Raw genomic sequence first — 17,763 nt, 5'->3', positions numbered from 1 at the left:
TAAGGATTTTATAGTAACTCCAGATTTTCTTTTATGATATATTTCTATTCTTTGTTCTCTAGTAAGTTTTGCCATATAAAAATGAACCCCTTTCAATTGGTAGTCCAACTTTTGGGGTTCACTTCAATCCATGGATGTGTTTCTGAATTCATTTTGAAGGGAGAAAAATTGGTTAAGATCTGATATACCGGTTTTTCATAATATTTATAACCTTGTCCAGGTATGATCTGTAATACATTTCCTTTGCAATCGGATAAAGACGACATAAAAGTCACATTTGGTATCGAACAGATTCTTTCCTTTTTAACAATGTTTAAAATTTCCTGTAACGTCTTTTTCTGCATCAGCAGATCCATATCCAGCAATAAAATATTCTCTTCCTTTTCTTTCGGATTGCTTCTTTCATCAAAAGGCCAGCAGGTAGGCATTCCAACAAAATCTTTTCGAGTATTGGCTCCAAATAAAGGCAGCCAACCCTGTTGTTCATCCAGTATTTCTATAAAAACACCTTTTTCATGATTATGAATGCGATATTCCATCCCCAGCAAATCTAAATTCCATCCTACTATTGTTTTATTGCGATTTGAAATAATACTTGTACACATAGTTTGTCTCCTTTCCATTTTATATTATATGAAAACATCATTTGACAATAGATGATAAATAAAGATAAATGTGTACTTTCTATAGAAAAAAGGATTATATCAAAGTGTGATACAATCCTCTTATTCATTGATATAGCCACTGATTGTATTCTACAAGATGCTCATCTAACAATTCAGCATGTGTTTTTTCAATATTGACTCTTATTTGAATATCCGCTGTTTCTTCTTGATTTATAACACGATTCTAACTGTAACCAGATAATGCAAAACACAATATAAGTGCAATAATAAACTTTTTCATAAATCTACCTTCAAATGAATGCATCTTTCCTTAATTGTTTCATAGATAAAATCAATTTCATCTTTATTTGCATATAGATTCGTTTTGATTAAAAATCCTCTTATTTTGATTATATCTGCTTTCTTATTCATCTTTATCGATTGTATATTTTCAAAATAGATTGAAGATCCAATTCTTCAATCGACAAACATTGAATGATTCATATAAACAAGTGGCTGCTCCACTTTTATACAATTCAATGTAAGGTGATACACATATACATATCCTTTTCTATACCATATAAAAGCAATCACTACAGAAATCGCAAAAAGGAAAAGAATCCGTCCAATTACCCATAAATTATTGATAAACGTATTGAAAAAATCACCAGGATCAACCAAAAACAGAGCAAATTCAATAAACAGTATGATAATTCCTAAAAGGATAAGATATGTATATATCCAATCATGATTTTTAAATAGTGAATAATGATATTCCCATGTATATTCCTCATTCATAGTCTTCCATCACCTTAATTCTTTCCCTCATCTATAACTACTGTATATGTTTTAATATTTTCATGAGAATAATAATCTCCTGTTTTTAAAGTAAGAATCAAACAATTCTCTTCACAGGTTTTAGAAACAATTTCATAAACACCTTCAATACAGGCTGTATCTTCATTATTTTTAATGATCAGTACATTTCTGGCTTCACAGCCATTATCCACAATTTCCAGATCAAATGTTTCTTCCATTTGTTTATACTCTCTTACCAGATTCATAATATCTAATAAAACTGTATTATCGATTACTTCATAATACTGACTATCATAGTAAAAATATTCGCTGGTTAAAAAATAAAACGAAAGTCTATATTTTCTCCTTTAAAATCAAATAAAATATCTCCATCCTCTATATAAAGATTGTTTTTAGAAGAAGATTCATTAATTTATATTTTCATTAAACGATTTTAAATATCGATAACATGTTGTGAATTCGTAAGCGTATATACCATGCCATTTCCTAAGTTACAGTCTACTTTTTCATAAAACCACTTCCTTTTTTATAAAGGTTTATTTTCATTTTTATTATATATTCGATATTTTATTCACTAATTAATGGATACATAGTTACCCTTTTTACATAATTTAATGTAATTTTTTGATAAAAAAAAAGAAGATGATTACTCATCATCTTCTAATAACTGACGATTTTTTAAAGTCAGTATATAAGTTCCATCCACTGGATAGGCTTCATCTTTTTCAGATAAAACTTCTAATTTACATGGATATCCAAGTGTTTCTAAACAATCCAGTAATTTTTCTTTTCCTAATTTTTTTGTAATTGTTCTACCACAAGCACAATTACCATATTGATCTAAGCATTGCAGAATCCATTCTGGAATTTTATTTTGATTGGTCATGATACAGCCTCCATAAAAACGTATTAGTATCATACCAATCCATATTCAAAAATTCAACTGTTTCTCACTAGAATTTCAAGTAAAGAAGAATATTTTTCACTAGAAGAAGAAATCGCAGATAAACCTTTTTTCGCAATTGTTCTTGCCATATCCATATCATTTTCACAATATATAGTAGCCCATCTTAGATAACAGTTCTCTTTCTTATCTGTATTTTGAATCAGATAAGAATAATATCGATCCCCTTTTTCATTTTCATGACAAAGAATATATAAGTCTGCTATATCCATAAGTATATTTGATGAATCGATTTTATAGATTTCTTTAAAAATGGATAAAAATTCAAAAACAAAGTTTTCATATTTTACAATCTGATCTAAATCTTTTATATTCTGATAACATGTATTTTTAAATTGTTTCCACAAAGAAAGAAGGTCCACTTTAAATAATGAATTGATCTGATCTATTATATTCACATTGTGCTTTTTTGAAAAATCTTTAATCTGTTTCATGACTTCTACAATTCCCTGATTGTAAACATTTGAAAAATCAGACTGTAAAGTTTTTTGAATACGTTTTAGTAACACAGTAAATAAATCTTTATCATAACCATATTCTTCAAACGTATAAGGCTTCAGTTCAAATTCTTTATTTATTTTTTTAACAATCTGTTCTATAGATTCTTCCTGAATTAAAAGAGTCATATAGTCTCCATACGTATAAGGAACACCCATAGCCTGTGCCATTTGAATACAGGTTGTTAAAGATAAATACTGGTACTGGTTTATTTTGTCAGAAACTTTATCACTTTTATTATCTTTTTCAGTTTTTGTTTCTTTATTTCTTTCTGTATTTTTCGAATCTTCAGATTCTCTTTTTTCTGTTTCTTTAATTGTTTCTTTTCTTTTCGATTCATCATATCCCTCTTTTTGTTTCACAAGCGTATTCCTCCGTTTTTTTTTATTATACCATGATTTATGTATTTCACATAATTACAGAAAAAAAGTCGAAAATATTTGATACTTTTCATTATTTGTTCACATAATTTTGGTATATACTATTAAACGAAATAAGGAGGGGTTATTATGAATGAAATGCCACCTAAATTTAAAAGAAGAAATATATCTTCAAATATTATTACTATAGTGATTTGTTGTATACTTTCTGGAATCATTGGATTTGTAAGTGCAAAGATTGCTTATTCAGGATCTGATTCCAATGGAGTGAATATCATACAGCAAAAAGTAAACAGCAATTCCGATGTAGAGATTGAAGATGTAAGCGATATTGCTGCCAAATGTGGACCAAGCGTTGTTGAAATCACAACCGAATCCGTATCCAGTGGAAACAGTTTTTATGGTCAGTACATTTCTACAGGAGCTGGTAGTGGAGTGATCATCAGTGAAGATGGTTACATCGTCACAAACAATCATGTGATTGAAAATGCCAATCGCATAACTGTAAAAACAGGAGAAGGAAATGAATATGAAGCGCAATTAATTGGAACAGATTCTCAAACAGATATTGCAGTGATTAAAATTGATGCCAAAGATCTTGTAAAAGCCACTTTTGGTGATTCATCCAATCTTGAAGTTGGAAATATTGTCATTGCCATTGGAAATCCATTAGGTGAACTGGGTGGAACGGTAACCACTGGTATCATTTCCGCACTGGAAAGACAGATTACAGTTGAAAATGAACAGATGACTTTGCTTCAAACCGATGCAGCCATCAATCCTGGAAATTCTGGTGGAGGATTGTTTGACGAAAATGGAAATCTGATTGGTATTGTGAATGCCAAAGAAAGTTCAACTGGAGTTGAAGGTTTAGGATTTGCGATTCCTATCAATACTGTTACCGAAATCATTGATGAATTAATTGAAAATGGTTCTGTAACCAGTCGTCCGGTTTTAGGTGTAAGTTTATATGATGTATCTTCAAGCAGTCAGTATTATCGTCAGTCTGAATATGAAGAAGGTGTTTATATCGTACAGATTGTAGAAGGAGGAGCTGCGGATAAAGCAGGACTTGAACAAAACGATCGTATTGTATCTTTTGATGGACAAAATGTTTCCACTTCAGCTGAAGTAAAATCTATTTTAAGAAAACATAAAATTGGTGATAAAGTAGAAATTGTTGTCAACCGAAATGGAAAAGAAATCACAAAAGAAGTGGTTCTACAGCAGTCAAATCAGTAAAGAAGTGTAAATCACTTCTTTTTTCATTTTGAAAGGGCTTTTTTTTGCACTTGATTTGCACTATAATTATATTAGTAAATTTTCATGGGAGGATATGAAAAAATGAAACAAATTACTTATGTAGTGGCTAATCCTTTAGGGATTCACGCACGTCCTGCTGCTCTATTGGCTCAATGTTGTGTAGACTTTAAAAGTGCAGTGACAATTGAAAAAGATGGACTTGTAGCAGATGGTGTAAATGTACTTCAAATTTTAAAATTACAGGCTAAAAAAGGAGATGCATTAAATATTACCATTGAAGGTGAAGATGAAGAAAATGCAGCTTCAAAAATATATGATTTATTACATGGTGCATTTGAAGAGAAAAAACCAGTAGAAATCTTAAAAATCGCATTCTTTGGTACCAAAGACTACGATCGTTTATTCTTCAGTGAATTAGTAAAAGACAAAGGTGAAGGCACTTACAATTCCGATATCAAATATTTTAATGCTCGTCTGACTCCTGAAACAGCTTCTTTAGCAAAAGGATTCGATGCTGTTTGTATTTTCGTTAATGATGAATGTCCTAGAGAAGTTGTTGAAACATTACATGAATGCGGTGTTCGTCTGATCCTTCTTCGTTGTGCAGGATTCAATAACGTAGATTTACAGGCTGCTAAAGAATGTGGAATTACAGTATTACGTGTTCCTGCTTATTCACCATATGCAGTTGCAGAACATGCAATGGCGATTTTACAGGAAGCAAACCGCCGATTACATAAAGCTCACAATAAAGTAAAAGACAATAACTTTGCTTTATCTGGATTATTAGGTTTAGACTTACACAATAAAGTAGCTGGTATCATGGGTACAGGTCGTATTGGTGTTTGTATGGCCAATATCTGTAAAGGATACGGAATGACTGTTTTAGGATGGGATGCTTATCCAAATAAAGCATTGGAAGAATCTGGATTGTTAACATATGTTACAAAAGAAGAATTGTTACAGAAATCCGATTTAATTTCTTTACATGCTCCTTTATTCCCTTCAACATATCATTTAATTGACAAAGATGCGATTGCATTAATGAAAGACACAGTTATGTTAGTCAATACATCTCGTGGTGGTTTAGTTGATGCGGAAGCATTAATTGAAGCATTAAAACAAGGTAAATTCCATGCTGTTGCACTGGATGTTTATGAAGGTGAAGACAATAACGTTTATACAGACCGTTCGGATGAAGCCATTACAAATGATATTACAGGTCGTTTGTTAATGTTCCCTCAGGTTGTCTTAACAAGCCATCAGGCATTCTTTACACGTGAAGCTTTACAGGCAATTGCCGTTGTTACAATGGAAAATGCACGTAACTTTAATGAAGGAAACGATTACGGTAATGCAGAAGTAGCTGCAAAATAAAAACAAAAACCACTAATAAAAATTAGTGGTTTTCAATGTCCTATAAGGACGTGTTGTTGCATAGGTCCTTCGACCACTGAAGACTCGCTAATCGCAACGCTTCTACATGCTGCCTCTAAAAGAGGCGTGGTAAATCGCTTGTTTTTACCTTTTCACCCGTAAACGGGTCAATATACTCTTTCATATTCAGTTCATCGGCCAACTTATCTTCGATAAGTTGGTTTCTTTATATATTCTTTTATCACTTTCTCATTTTTTCCTACTGTATCCACAAAATATCCTCTGGCCCAGAATTTTCGATTACCAAATTTATATTTTAAATTTGCATGCCTTTCAAATATCATCAATGCACTTTTACTTTTCAAATATCCCATGAATTGAGCAACCGAATGTTTTGATGGTATTTCAATCAACATATGAATATGATCTGGACATGCTTCTTCTATCTGCTTACAATCTGGTTTTCTTTCTATTAGCTGTCTTGGTATGGCTCCTATATCCGCTCTTAATTTGTTGTATATGACCATTCTTCTGTATTTTGGTACAATAACTATGTGATATTTACATCTGTAACTAGTATGTGATAAACTTTTCGTGTCATTCATTTTAACACTAAAAGGTCTGCTGCCACGCGCATAGCACGTGGTATTTGCTTCGCAATGAAAAAGCGGTTATCCATCGATAACCGTTTTTATTTTTGACTGAATGTTTTCATTTCAGATGCCAATTCATCTAAAAATAATACTTTATCAAACAATGTTATGCATGGTTTATCCTCAATATAATGAATCTGATCAACATGATAATGTCCATTAAACCAGCAGCTGTAATTTAATTGTTTTCTTAAAGATTCCAATACATTTTGAATATTCAGATATTTATTATCATAATGCTTCATATCAATTTCAAATTTTTTTGAAAGAGGATGAGATTTAAATATATCATGAGATAAAACATAATCCACTTTATAATTAACTTTCTTTAAATTATCATGTGCTCGATCCACTTCTATCTGTGTAGGCATTTCATCCTGCCACCAGGATTTCTTTTCAACACGACATTGATAATCATGAGAATATCCACCACCAAAAGCAAAAAAAGATTTTCCATCCAGCTGAAATACTTCTCCACGCATCAAATGATAAATATTATGACGAATTCGATGAGCTTTTCCATCATGAAAGTCCACAACTGGATATGCATTCAAAACATCAAAATTTTCATGATTTCCATCTATAAACAATACATTCCATTTTAAAGATGCCAGCCATTTTAACCAGAAAGCATCATTTGTTCCTCCATCCCAGATGCATCCAAAATCCCCACATATGATCACATAATCTTTTTCCGTTAAACTTCTTCCAGGAATAAACTCATCTGGATTTATTTTATGAATGTCAAACGCACCATGCGTGTCCCCTGTAATATAAATCATTTACTGCCTCCAAAAATACCATTTAACTATATCAAAGACAAATTATTATTACAAATTCTGTAAGCGCTTAACCTTTAAATTTTTGTATTATTCTTTAAATTCTGTTAAAATAACCTCATGAAAAAAATATTACTTATCTTTATATGCATCTTTTCCATTGGCTTTGTCAGTTCTTTTGGATATATGATAAGCCATTTATTTACACCTGTTCAACAGGATATTGTGGCTACAGTCTGTATAGATCCTGGACATGGAGGATATGATAGTGGTGCCATTGGAAATGATGGAACGTATGAAAAAGATATTGCACTGGAAGTATCTTTACGAATTGGTTCAATGATTTCTAAAATGGATCCTTCGATTCAGATTATATATACACGACAAAGCGATGTCATTTCCTGGCCTGAAAATGAAAGCGAAGATCTAAAAGCCAGAGTTGATATTGGTCAAAGAGCAGATTTTTATATATCCATACATTGTAATTCCAATGAAAGTACGGATATGAGTGGTTACTGTTTTTATATAAAAGAAACAGATACACAATCTCGTAGAATTTGTCAATCGATCAGTGATCATTTAAAAAAGTTTCATTATTCGTCTAATAATGGAATTGAATCAACCAATGTTCAATCTTTATATGTGGTGGATCAGCTAGACATTCCTTCTATTTTATTTGAAATTGGCTATATATCCAATGATAACGAATGTAAAAAAATGCAATCCTGGCTTATTCAGAATATTATCGCTTATTCCACTTCTAAAGCCATTGTCGATCAGATTCATAAAATTTATTCATAAAACAGAAGTAATTTCTGTTTTTTTTTATAAAAAAAATAGACAGATAAACTGTCTATTCTACACCAATAATAAATGGATATACCGGTTGTTTTCCTTCATATATTTCAACTTCCGCATCACTGATCTGTTCGATATATTCTCCCATCTGTTGGGCCTGTTCTAAAGTTGCATCTTCCCCATATATTAAAGTTACCAGTTCTGAATCCTCATCTAACATACGATCCAGTAAAGCTTTGGTAGCACTGATACAATCTGGTTTCGATAAAATAATGGAACGATTGAAAATACCCATAAATTCATCTTTTTTAATATCCATACCTTCATATGTAGTATCTTTGATTGCGTATGTTACTTCACCAGATTTTACATTTTCGATGGCTTCATTCATATCGGATAAGTTTTCTTCAATATCAGCTTCTGGATTAAACATTACACAGGCTGAAATTCCCTGAGGAATGGTTTTTGCCGGTAATACATGTATATCCCGATCTTCACAAACCTGGGCTGCCTGATTAGCTGCCATAACAATATTGGAATTGTTTGGAAGAATGATAATATGATCGCAATTTAATTTTTGAATGGCTTCCACAAAATCTTCTGTGCTTGGATTCATAGTCTGTCCGCCACCCACTACAATATCGGCTCTTAATTCCTTGAAAATATCACCAATTCCACTTCCTGGAGCAACAGTAATAATTCCATATTTTTTCTTTTCAGCAACTGGCTGTTCTTCTTCTTTTTCCAGAATATTGTCATGCTGCTGCTGCATATTTTCTACTTTTAATTTTAAGAAACGTCCTCTTCTCTTTCCCATTTTAATAGCTGTAAATGGTTCTAATGTATGAACATGAACTTTTACAAGGTCTTCATCCTGTACACATACAATAGAATTTCCAATGGTAGCCAGTTCATCGGAGAAATCACTTTCACTAAAATGACGCATTCCTGTTTCACTTAGCTTTAAAATAAATTCAGTACAGAAACCAAATTCTTCTTCCCCTTCTACTTTTGTCTGGGCAGAATCTATACTTTGTGATTCATTACTTAAACCAATCACATTTCCTTTTAAAGCCTCTAACATTCCTTCAAAAATGATTGTTAACCCTTTACCACCGGAATCCACAACTCCTACTTCTGCCAGAACAGGTAACAGTTCAGGTGTACGAAGTAAAGCTTCGTTGCATTCTTCAACCATTTTTTCCATAACAAGAATACAGTCAGTAATTTCTTCTGTTACTGTATAGGCATATGTATAATCAGCTGCTTCACGAACAACGGTTAAGATAGTTCCTTCAACAGGTCTCATAACAGCTTTATAAGCAATTCGAGATCCATTCACAAATGCATGAGCCAATTGGGAAGCATCTATTGTTTCATTGTCCTGAAGATCCTGATAGATTCCTCTAAAAATCTGAGATGTGATAACCCCTGAATTTCCACGAGCTCCCATCAGCAATCCACGGGAAAGTGTTTTCAATATTTTGCCAACATGATTTTTTTCTTCCTGTAAAGCCGCTTTTACCCCATTGGAAACGGTTAAAAACATATTGGTTCCTGTATCTCCATCTGGAACAGGAAATACATTTAAAGCATCGACTTCAGCAGCATGATTGCTTAAATGATTCATACCGCTTTCTAACATCTGCTTTAATACAATTCCATCAATTCTTTCCATATTTTCTCCTATTTCAAAATACGTACTCCTTGTACGCAGATGTTTACTTCTTTACATTTTATTTCTAAAGTTTTTTCAATTTCATATTTCACACGTTTTTGTGCTTCTATTACTACTTCACTCAATTTAATTCCCTGAAGTGCAATAATATATAAGTCCAGAACAAGCCCATCTTCCTGGTTACGTACAACCACACCACGAGCATAATTTTCTTTTTTCAGTAACTCTGCCCATCCATCACGGACCGTCTTCTGGCTTGCCATTCCTACAACTCCATAACATTCTGTAATGGCTCCTCCAGCAAGAGATGCAATCGCATCCAGAGAAATAGAAATATTTCCATATTCTGTTGATTTATTAATAGGCATATACTTCCTCCTTTTCTTCTGTATTATACAACAATGAAAGCGATTAAACAATAAAACGCTTATTGAGGGTCTTTCTCCAGAAGTACAAATGATATACTCTGATTATCCCACATATAATATTCATTTGTGTACGGACTCTTATAATATCCAGTTGATGGTGATATATACCATCCTGAATTTTCATCATATGTCCAATCCGCAATGGAATCTAAATAAGCAAATGAAGAATCTGGAACTTCTTCGCTTTCTGAATCTTCATCAATACCTGTTTCATTCTCTTTTTCATCCTGATAAGAACATTCATTTTCTTCTTCATCCCAATGTCCTCCATCCTGAACGCAGGCATTTATTTTTTCAACAAGTTCTTTACGATTTGTTGTTATATCAGAACAATCGATTTTATCTATCGCATTATGAGCTGCATCTAGCAATAGACAGGCACTGTTCCCTTTTAACTGCGTTAACACAAGAGAATATTTACTTAACATTTTTAAACTATCCATACTCGTATAAACAGAATTTCCATCTCTCATTATTAAACGTATCATATTATCATCATAGGAAGACTGAAATGGAACAATCTGTGATATCTTTTCAATCAGATCATGTGTAATATTTTTTTCATCTTTTTTTAATTCATTACACATTTCTTTACGTTGCGATTTTGATAATTCACTAATGAATGGTAAATGAATCAGATTTGATTTATATTCTGAATCTATTTCAACAGGTTCATTGTCAATTGTTAAAACATAATATTTAGAATCTTCAATATAATAACCAATAGGCATTTTTTCTTTAATCTGAATAACCAATCGGTTCTCACTTTTCTTTACTTCAACATCTTCAATTAAATTTAAATTTGAAATTTGTTTCTCCATCAGCGCTTCAGGAAAAAGCCACATACGTGTATTTAATGAAATATGGGCCTGATCATAAATTTGCTGATCGGTATAAAAATAATTTCCTTCACTTGATAATACACGAACTTTAGAATCATCACTAATACAATACAAAAGAAAACTGGATAAAACAAAAATAACAATGCATATTATATTGATTGTTCTTAAAGAAAAGGAACCTCTTTTTGGTTTATTCACAATTAAAATGCTCCACTTCCGTAATCAATTCAATTTCAAATTTTTCTTTTGCCTGTTCCTGTATATAAGCAATCAACTGTTTTACATCTTCGGCTTTTGCCTGTCCCGAAGCATTGATGATAAAATTACTATGTTTTTCAGAAACCTGAGCTCCTCCCAGTGTGAAACCACGTAATCCCAATTCATCTACAATTTTCCAGGCAGGTATAGTCTCTGGATTGCGGAATACACTTCCGGCACATGGGCGATCTAAAGGTTGAGAAGCCAGACGTCTTTCTCTACGAGAATCCATTAAGGCTAATATTTCTTCTCTGTTTCCTGGTTTACATTTAAATTTAGCTGCCAGTATGATCCAATCCGGATGGGATTGAAAACTTGATTTTCGATATCCAAACATCAGATCATCTTTCTGCATCCAAAGAATCTGTTCGTCTTTTAAAACCATGACTGCTTCCAGTATACTAGAAAAATCTGATTTGTAGGCACCTGCGTTCATATAAACGCCACCACCGATCGAACCAGGTATACCTGTGGCAAATTCCATCCCGCTCAAAGATTTTTTTGCCACTTCATAAGCCAGATTAATAATGGAGCAGCCTGCCTGTGCAACAATGGTTCCATCTTCTTCTATATAAGATTCATTCAAATATCGATCTAAATTGATAACAGCTCCATCAAAATAGGAATCGGTCCATAATACATTGGAACCACGTCCCATTATTTCATATTGAATTTTATTTTCTTTTAATAAACGAATGCATCGCATTAGAGATATTAAATTTCTCGGATAAATATAATATTTGACCCGTCCTCCAATACGATAGGTTGTATGTTTAGACATGAGTTCATCTTCTAAAACATCTGCATATATTTTTAATTTTTCATTTAAATTCATAAAAACCTCATCCAACTAATTTTTGACACGCCTGAATAATGTCATAAGCCGCTTTGGGTTTTCCCAGTTTCTTTGCACATTCCGATACAATTTCCATCTCTTTTTCATCACAGAACAAAGACTGTATTTTTGACTGTAATGCTTTCGAATTCAGATCCTTTTCTTCAATCATATAAGCTGCATGTTTATCCACCAGTTCTTTCGCATTGTAATACTGATGATTTTCCGCAACATATGGACTGGGAATCAGGATGGATGGAATACCTAATGCAGTTAATTCAGCAATAGTAGTTGCCCCAGCACGGCAGATAAGACCATCTACATGCGCATATATACGCAATGTATCCACATAATTTACAACATGAATATTTTCATTTTCTAATTCGGACATATCGTCTTCATTATTTTTTCCACATACATATAAAAACTGAAGACGATCAAAAGAACCCTTTAAAGATTCTTTCATTAATTTATTGATACTGCTGCTTCCCAAAGAACCCATCATAATTAAAATTGTCTTTTTATTTTCATCCAGATGGAGTGATTTAAAGTACTCCAAATCAAATTTTGATTCGATAGCTAAAGTCGCTCTTGGATTTCCTAATAAAGATATCTTTTCTTCAGGAAAAACTTCTTTACATTTTTCATAACAAGTAAAAATCTGATTTACTTTATTCATTACCAGCTGGTTGGATTTTCCTACAATTGAATTCTGTTCATGAATCACTACAGGAATGGAATAATGTGAAGCAGCCAGAATAACAGGAGCACTCACATATCCACCAAATCCCATAACCAGATCGGGTTTAAATTCTTTTAAATATGATTTTGCTTTCTGGTATGCCAAAAACAACTGGCCCACTGCTTTTAATTTTGAAAATACATTTCCAACCAGACCAGAAGTATGTAAAGATTGAAAAGAATATCCATATGAAGGAATCAGTTCGGCTTCCATACGATCATCATTTCCAATAAATAAGATTTCACTTTCTGGGTATAACTGTTTCCATTTATCCGCTAAAGCTAAAGCTGGATATATATGTCCACCTGTTCCCCCAGTTACCAGACAAATTTTCATATTCTTATATATTATGTATTGTTTCGATGTCAAAATCAAGTAAAAAGTAGCTTGCCCAAGCTAAGCTACTTTAATGAGTCCATCATATTTTTCTAAAGATGCCACCAGAACAAAACGATAAGAAGAATGTCCTCCATAATCTAAATCACATGTAGATAACGTCACTACTTTTTCAACAGAATCCAGCTGTGTATAATGTGTAGCCGTATTCTGATACATCGACATCATTTGTGTAATATCAAAATTTGTCAGATAGTAATCACATCCATCCTGTACCTGTGAGAAACAGACAATGCTGCATTTATAATTCTGCTGTGGCGTTAATAAATAGAAATAAGAATGATCCTGATAATAAGTTTCATCTTTAAATTCTTTTAAAGAAGTAAACATCCCTCCTGTATCAACAGAATGACCATAAATAATCGAATTCACATCTGAAAAATCACTTTGATTGGCTTCATTTAAAAAGATAGAGCCCATACGATTTTCTTCTTTTAAATATGTATGATTCAAATAATAGGAATTATCCTGTCCCTGTACAATTGGAAATGAAATTTCACTATCTGGCATTAAGATCCATCCAATGATATCACTGTTTTTTTCTTTTAATGAATCCCAATCCACTTCATAAATATCATCTTCTTTTTTAATTGTTTTTTCCAATTCCTGGACTTCATTGTTCACTGCATGTTTAATGCTGTATATCTGATACAGTTGAAAAGCACTATATCCAAATACACCCAAACAAATTAAAAATAAAATGGTAAATATAAATTTTCTCATAGACTAATTTCCTTTCAATCGATAAGAGTTCACAGCTTCTATCACTTTTAATATTTCTTTACTGGCATGATAAGACAGGATCGAACTTTGACAATGACCAATGACACAACTACAGGCTTCCTCTACTTCTCCTGTAAAATCACTGTCCATTTCAACTTCACATTCTTCTTTTATACCATTCATATCGATTCTGGCTTTTGTTCCCTTCCAGAATGCATCGATTTCGATTGTTCCTCTGGTTGTCACAATACGGGCCATTCCTTTATTCTTTGTATAGTATAACCAGGAACAGTTTGCCTGGGCAATCACTCCATTTTTATATTGAATCATTGTCATCATTCCATAATCCGCTTTCTGATTTTCAAACAAAACAGGATAAGCATTCACATTTTGAATTTGACTGTCTGCCATAAAATTACAGAAACAGACTGGATAAACGCCAACATCATAAGAGCTTCCCCCATATTCAGGATGCATAGCCCAGCTGTTGTTATCATACTGATCTTTACAGTCATAGGAATAATCAGCTTCAATGGATAAAATATGTCCATATTGTCCAGATTTCAGTCTTTTATAAATTTCCTGATTTAAGGGTGTAAAACATGTTTTGTGTGCTTCCAGAAGAATACAGTCTGACAAAAGAGAAAGCTGGTACAATTCATCCAGTTCCTGTATCGAACGAACCATTGGTTTTTCACAGATTACATGCTTATGATAAGAGAAACACAGTTTAATTTGTGAATAATGAAGATGATTGGGTGTACAGATATAAACAATATCCACCTTATCATCCTCTAACATCTCCAGATAGCTTCCATAAGCCACCTGGGCATGAAACTGTTCTTTAAAGGAATTGGCTTTTTTTATATCTCTGGAAGCAACAGCATACAATTGCGCATTTTTGGCATATTGAATTCCTTGGGCAACCCGACTGGCAATATAGCCAAGTCCCATAATCGCAAATCGAACCATTATAGTGCCTCAATCGTATATCCAGTTTTGAATTCTTCATTTGGTTTTAAAATCATTGTTCCTTCACGAGCATAAAAATCACTGATTCCTGTTTCAAAATCCGCATGACCAAACCATGGTTCAATACATATAAAATCCGATGGTTTTTCAATAGTCCATAAAGCTAAATAAGGAAATCCTTTAATGCTCATACGAATACGAGGCTGATTTTTATAAGATAAAGTAACATGATCGGATTTCAAATTCTTATAGATAATGGTTTTATAGTGATCTACATCTTCTCTGGATAATTTCCATGAAGATAAAGATACATCCTGATAAGTAATTTTCTTTTTAAACTCTGGATCAAACAACAATTGTTTCGCTTTTTCTTCACATTCAAAATCAATGGAATAGTCTTCAAATTTTTCATCTATTGATTGTGGAACAATAAATGCAGGATGTAAGCCAAAAGTAAATGGCATATCTTCATTGGATGTATTTTTAATACGATAATTGATATGGCACACTTTATTTTCAATTGTATATTCTATTTCATAATGAAAATGAAAAGGATATTGTTTTAAAGTATCTTCATTATCTTCAAAAGTAAAAACAATAGAATTTTCTTTCTGTTCTCCTTTTAAAGTCGCATAACGAATCAGACCATGATTTTTCATCGCATAAGTTTTCCCATGTATCTGATAATCTTTAGAAGCGGTATTTCCAATGATTGGAAATAAAGAAGGGTTCTTTCCAGTCCAGGCCTGATTTCCCTGATACATTAATTCTTTTCCCTTTTCTTTATCAAAAAAAGACTGAATTTCTCCACCTTTTTCAACACATTCCAAATAAACAAATTCATTTTCTAATACATATGACATTTTTTAATCCTCCTTAAATACATACTGATAAATTGAGTCCATTTCAATCGAACCAATCACTAAATCTGCCTGTTCTTTTACAATATCCAATGCATTTCCCATCGCAATACCTGTATCTGCCATTTTCAGCATTTGAATATCATTTTCTCCATCTCCAAAACAGATCACAGAATCAAAATTTTCTTTTTCTTTTATTCTTTGAATAGCTTTAGCTTTATCCAGTCCATCAGAGCGAATCTCAATGCAATCCGGATATTGAACAATTCCCTTATGGTCAAATAAATCTTTAAAATAGTTTAAATGTTCCAATTCTCTGGTCATAATCAAAAGATTTAACACTTCTTCTTTTTCATATCTTTTATAGACAGGTGTACATAAATATAAATTCATCCAGACCTGATGCAATTGCAGATTGGGTATATTTCCCCAATAATTTTGATCAGAGGTAGAATATCGATAAAGTATATGATGTTTTAAACAGTATTCATTTACTTTTTCCATTAATTTCAGATCGATTGGGTTCTTATATAAAACATTCTGATTGGAATCCAGAATAAAAGAACCACCATCAAGAATCATCGTATCAAATGAGAAATTTCGAATATAAGATGGCAAATGCTGCAGTTCCTGAAAACATCGAGATGTACACAATCCTACAAAATGTCCCTGGTCTTTTAGTTTTTGTAAAGCTAAGCATGTTTTTAAACTGACCGTATGATTTTTACGATTGTAAAGGGTTCCATCCATATCAAAAAAATAAGCTTTTTTCATAACTTAATTATACGAAAAATAGAAAAAAATTCCACATTATAGTATAATTCTAATCGATACAGGAGAAATAATATGGAATTAGATAGTAAAATAGAACGAATTGTAAAACATGTTATTGATGATGTGGAACACAATTATAAAGATAAACATACTTCCCAATTAGATACACAGGAAATCTTAGAAATCATCGAAAATGCACAAAGAGCTTTGTTTCCCGCTTTATTTGGAAACCGGGAGACCATCAGTGAATTTTCCAATAAATATGAAATTGGAGGTCATGTAGAAAGCATCTATACATTACTGGTTTATGAGACAACAAGAGCTTTGTTGTATCATCCTAAATACGCAAAATCACCTAAGTTTGCCCGTAAAGAAAAAGCGAAACAGATTGCCTTACAGTTTTTAGACAAGCTTCCAAAAATTCATGAATATTTAAAAACCGATATCCAGGCAGCCTTTGACGGTGATCCAGCAGCCACTTCCTTTGACGAAATTGTCTATTCGTATCCTGGTTTTTATGCGATTTTTGTCAATCGTATTGCTCATGAACTATATTTGCTGGACGTTCCTCTTATTCCAAGAATCATGACCGAACAGGCTCACAGCAAAACGGGAATTGATATCCATCCAGGGGTAACAATTGGTAAATATTTCTTTATTGACCATGGGACTGGGGTTGTTATTGGAGAAACAACCATTATTGGAGATCATGTGAAAATTTATCAGGGTGTCACTTTAGGAGGTTTATCCACTCGTGATGGTCAGAAGTTAAGAGGGGTAAAACGTCATCCAACTATTTCAGATAATGTCACAATCTATTCCAATGCTTCCATTCTGGGAGGAGAAACCGTTATTGGAGAAGGATGTGTCATTGCTGGAAACTGCTTTATCACACATTCCATTCCGGCTCATATGCGTGTAACAAGCCAAAGTCCAGAACTGGTATTAAAACCGGATAAAAATACATCATGTTATGAAATATAATCAGGACTTTGTAGTGCACCGGTAAAGTTGGACCGGTATAAATAAACTAACTTAATGTTAATTGTTTGAAGGATTGTTGTCTATAAGCTAATGGACTCAATCCTTTTCTTTTTGCGTTAATTCTTTCTGTATTGT

Annotated in this window: 20 protein-coding genes and 1 pseudogene; 4 read left to right on the top strand and 17 right to left on the bottom strand. The window is 32.6% G+C overall.

All coding sequences use genetic code 11. The features are described from left to right. Positions 1-92: 92 nt before the first annotated feature. The 6 genes from FYJ50_RS09985 to FYJ50_RS09965 form a co-directional block, all read right to left on the bottom strand. Entirely contained in the window at positions 93-605 is a 513-nt protein-coding gene (locus tag FYJ50_RS09985) for a hypothetical protein (protein WP_154461554.1), read from the bottom strand. 297 nt (positions 606-902) lie between these two features. Next, a complete protein-coding gene (locus FYJ50_RS10775) occupies positions 903-1,037 on the bottom strand; it encodes a hypothetical protein (protein ID WP_268891893.1) in 135 nt (44 codons plus the stop codon). A 45-nt stretch (positions 1,038-1,082) separates the two neighbouring features. Then, positions 1,083-1,403 carry a hypothetical protein gene (locus tag FYJ50_RS09980; RefSeq protein ID WP_154461552.1) on the bottom strand — a complete coding sequence of 107 codons (321 nt, stop codon included), beginning with the start codon at positions 1,401-1,403 and terminating at the stop codon, positions 1,083-1,085. Positions 1,404-1,417: 14 nt separating this feature from the next. Beyond that, on the bottom strand, positions 1,418-1,669 hold the full coding sequence (locus FYJ50_RS09975) for a hypothetical protein (protein WP_154461550.1): 252 nt from the start codon (positions 1,667-1,669) through the stop codon (positions 1,418-1,420). A 401-nt stretch (positions 1,670-2,070) separates the two neighbouring features. Beyond that, positions 2,071-2,310: a hypothetical protein gene (locus FYJ50_RS09970; protein ID WP_154461548.1), complete on the bottom strand. Its 240-nt coding sequence runs from the start codon at positions 2,308-2,310 to the stop codon at positions 2,071-2,073. Positions 2,311-2,363: 53 nt separating this feature from the next. Then, positions 2,364-3,248, bottom strand: a complete 885-nt coding sequence (locus tag FYJ50_RS09965; RefSeq protein ID WP_154461546.1) for a hypothetical protein — start codon at positions 3,246-3,248, stop codon at positions 2,364-2,366. Between the two features lie 147 nt (positions 3,249-3,395). Between FYJ50_RS09965 and FYJ50_RS09960 the strand changes: the two genes are divergently transcribed. Both FYJ50_RS09960 and FYJ50_RS09955 read left to right on the top strand, forming a co-directional pair. Beyond that, positions 3,396-4,508 carry a S1C family serine protease gene (locus FYJ50_RS09960; RefSeq protein WP_154461544.1) on the top strand — a complete coding sequence of 371 codons (1,113 nt, stop codon included), beginning with the start codon at positions 3,396-3,398 and terminating at the stop codon, positions 4,506-4,508. Positions 4,509-4,610: 102 nt separating this feature from the next. Further along, complete coding sequence (locus tag FYJ50_RS09955; protein WP_154461542.1) at positions 4,611-5,906, top strand: fused HPr family phosphocarrier protein/2-hydroxyacid dehydrogenase; 1,296 nt, start codon at positions 4,611-4,613, stop codon at positions 5,904-5,906. A 115-nt stretch (positions 5,907-6,021) separates the two neighbouring features. On the opposite strand, the pseudogene tnpA reads toward FYJ50_RS09955, so the two are convergent. Next, a pseudogene (tnpA, locus tag FYJ50_RS09950) lies at positions 6,022-6,511 on the bottom strand (IS200/IS605 family transposase). 86 nt (positions 6,512-6,597) lie between these two features. Beyond that, positions 6,598-7,341 carry a metallophosphoesterase family protein gene (locus FYJ50_RS09945; protein ID WP_154461540.1) on the bottom strand — a complete coding sequence of 248 codons (744 nt, stop codon included), beginning with the start codon at positions 7,339-7,341 and terminating at the stop codon, positions 6,598-6,600. Between the two features lie 117 nt (positions 7,342-7,458). Here FYJ50_RS09945 and FYJ50_RS09940 point away from each other — a divergent pair, with 117 nt between their 5' ends. Continuing rightward, on the top strand, positions 7,459-8,139 hold the full coding sequence (locus tag FYJ50_RS09940; protein ID WP_154461538.1) for an N-acetylmuramoyl-L-alanine amidase: 681 nt from the start codon (positions 7,459-7,461) through the stop codon (positions 8,137-8,139). Positions 8,140-8,191: 52 nt separating this feature from the next. On the opposite strand, the gene FYJ50_RS09935 is transcribed toward FYJ50_RS09940, so the two are convergent. From FYJ50_RS09935 to FYJ50_RS09895, 9 genes are read right to left on the bottom strand one after another with little or no spacing between them, the layout of a single operon-like run. Then, on the bottom strand, positions 8,192-9,814 hold the full coding sequence (locus FYJ50_RS09935; protein ID WP_154461536.1) for a DAK2 domain-containing protein: 1,623 nt from the start codon (positions 9,812-9,814) through the stop codon (positions 8,192-8,194). An 8-nt stretch (positions 9,815-9,822) separates the two neighbouring features. Then, positions 9,823-10,182, bottom strand: a complete 360-nt coding sequence (locus FYJ50_RS09930; RefSeq protein WP_154461534.1) for an Asp23/Gls24 family envelope stress response protein — start codon at positions 10,180-10,182, stop codon at positions 9,823-9,825. A gap of 59 nt (positions 10,183-10,241) precedes the next feature. Further along, complete coding sequence (locus FYJ50_RS09925) at positions 10,242-11,282, bottom strand: FtsQ-type POTRA domain-containing protein (RefSeq protein WP_154461532.1); 1,041 nt, start codon at positions 11,280-11,282, stop codon at positions 10,242-10,244. Further along, on the bottom strand, positions 11,275-12,177 hold the full coding sequence (gene murB / locus FYJ50_RS09920) for a UDP-N-acetylmuramate dehydrogenase (protein ID WP_154461530.1): 903 nt from the start codon (positions 12,175-12,177) through the stop codon (positions 11,275-11,277). Before murB ends, FYJ50_RS09925 begins: the two co-directional genes overlap by 8 nt. 7 nt (positions 12,178-12,184) lie before the next feature. Then, positions 12,185-13,255: an undecaprenyldiphospho-muramoylpentapeptide beta-N-acetylglucosaminyltransferase gene (gene murG, locus FYJ50_RS09915; RefSeq protein ID WP_154461528.1), complete on the bottom strand. Its 1,071-nt coding sequence runs from the start codon at positions 13,253-13,255 to the stop codon at positions 12,185-12,187. Positions 13,256-13,315: 60 nt separating this feature from the next. Next, complete coding sequence (gene srtB / locus FYJ50_RS09910; RefSeq protein ID WP_154461526.1) at positions 13,316-14,038, bottom strand: class B sortase; 723 nt, start codon at positions 14,036-14,038, stop codon at positions 13,316-13,318. 3 nt (positions 14,039-14,041) lie between these two features. Then, positions 14,042-15,010, bottom strand: coding sequence for a Gfo/Idh/MocA family protein (locus FYJ50_RS09905; protein ID WP_154461524.1), 969 nt, complete (start codon positions 15,008-15,010; stop codon positions 14,042-14,044). After that, positions 15,010-15,873: an aldose epimerase family protein gene (locus tag FYJ50_RS09900; RefSeq protein ID WP_154461522.1), complete on the bottom strand. Its 864-nt coding sequence runs from the start codon at positions 15,871-15,873 to the stop codon at positions 15,010-15,012. Before FYJ50_RS09900 ends, FYJ50_RS09905 begins: the two co-directional genes overlap by 1 nt. Before the next feature lie 3 nt (positions 15,874-15,876). Further along, entirely contained in the window at positions 15,877-16,644 is a 768-nt protein-coding gene (locus tag FYJ50_RS09895) for a Cof-type HAD-IIB family hydrolase (protein WP_154461520.1), read from the bottom strand. Between the two features lie 72 nt (positions 16,645-16,716). Between FYJ50_RS09895 and FYJ50_RS09890 the strand changes: the two genes are divergently transcribed. Next, entirely contained in the window at positions 16,717-17,628 is a 912-nt protein-coding gene (locus tag FYJ50_RS09890) for a serine O-acetyltransferase (RefSeq protein WP_154461518.1), read from the top strand. Positions 17,629-17,763 lie beyond the last annotated feature (135 nt).

The organism is Floccifex porci (genome assembly GCF_009696175.1).
Classification (GTDB): Bacteria; Bacillota_I; Bacilli_A; order Erysipelotrichales; family Erysipelotrichaceae; genus Floccifex; species Floccifex porci.
The sequence above is the reverse complement of the archived record's forward strand: the minus strand, read 5'-3'. Positions and strand labels throughout refer to the sequence as shown.

Coding starts and splice junctions, on each gene's coding strand:
- FYJ50_RS09985 (WP_154461554.1), bottom strand. CDS start 605: ATGTGTACAAGTATTATTTCAAATCGCAATAAAACAATAGTAGGATGG.
- FYJ50_RS10775 (WP_268891893.1), bottom strand. CDS start 1,037: ATGAATAAGAAAGCAGATATAATCAAAATAAGAGGATTTTTAATCAAA.
- FYJ50_RS09980 (WP_154461552.1), bottom strand. CDS start 1,403: ATGAATGAGGAATATACATGGGAATATCATTATTCACTATTTAAAAAT.
- FYJ50_RS09975 (WP_154461550.1), bottom strand. CDS start 1,669: ATGAATCTGGTAAGAGAGTATAAACAAATGGAAGAAACATTTGATCTG.
- FYJ50_RS09970 (WP_154461548.1), bottom strand. CDS start 2,310: ATGACCAATCAAAATAAAATTCCAGAATGGATTCTGCAATGCTTAGAT.
- FYJ50_RS09960 (WP_154461544.1), top strand. CDS start 3,396: ATGAATGAAATGCCACCTAAATTTAAAAGAAGAAATATATCTTCAAAT.
- FYJ50_RS09955 (WP_154461542.1), top strand. CDS start 4,611: ATGAAACAAATTACTTATGTAGTGGCTAATCCTTTAGGGATTCACGCA.
- FYJ50_RS09945 (WP_154461540.1), bottom strand. CDS start 7,341: ATGATTTATATTACAGGGGACACGCATGGTGCGTTTGACATTCATAAA.
- FYJ50_RS09940 (WP_154461538.1), top strand. CDS start 7,459: ATGAAAAAAATATTACTTATCTTTATATGCATCTTTTCCATTGGCTTT.
- FYJ50_RS09935 (WP_154461536.1), bottom strand. CDS start 9,814: ATGGAAAGAATTGATGGAATTGTATTAAAGCAGATGTTAGAAAGCGGT.
- FYJ50_RS09930 (WP_154461534.1), bottom strand. CDS start 10,182: ATGCCTATTAATAAATCAACAGAATATGGAAATATTTCTATTTCTCTG.
- murB (WP_154461530.1), bottom strand. CDS start 12,177: ATGAATTTAAATGAAAAATTAAAAATATATGCAGATGTTTTAGAAGAT.
- murG (WP_154461528.1), bottom strand. CDS start 13,255: ATGAAAATTTGTCTGGTAACTGGGGGAACAGGTGGACATATATATCCA.
- srtB (WP_154461526.1), bottom strand. CDS start 14,038: ATGAGAAAATTTATATTTACCATTTTATTTTTAATTTGTTTGGGTGTA.
- FYJ50_RS09905 (WP_154461524.1), bottom strand. CDS start 15,010: ATGGTTCGATTTGCGATTATGGGACTTGGCTATATTGCCAGTCGGGTT.
- FYJ50_RS09900 (WP_154461522.1), bottom strand. CDS start 15,873: ATGTCATATGTATTAGAAAATGAATTTGTTTATTTGGAATGTGTTGAA.
- FYJ50_RS09895 (WP_154461520.1), bottom strand. CDS start 16,644: ATGAAAAAAGCTTATTTTTTTGATATGGATGGAACCCTTTACAATCGT.
- FYJ50_RS09890 (WP_154461518.1), top strand. CDS start 16,717: ATGGAATTAGATAGTAAAATAGAACGAATTGTAAAACATGTTATTGAT.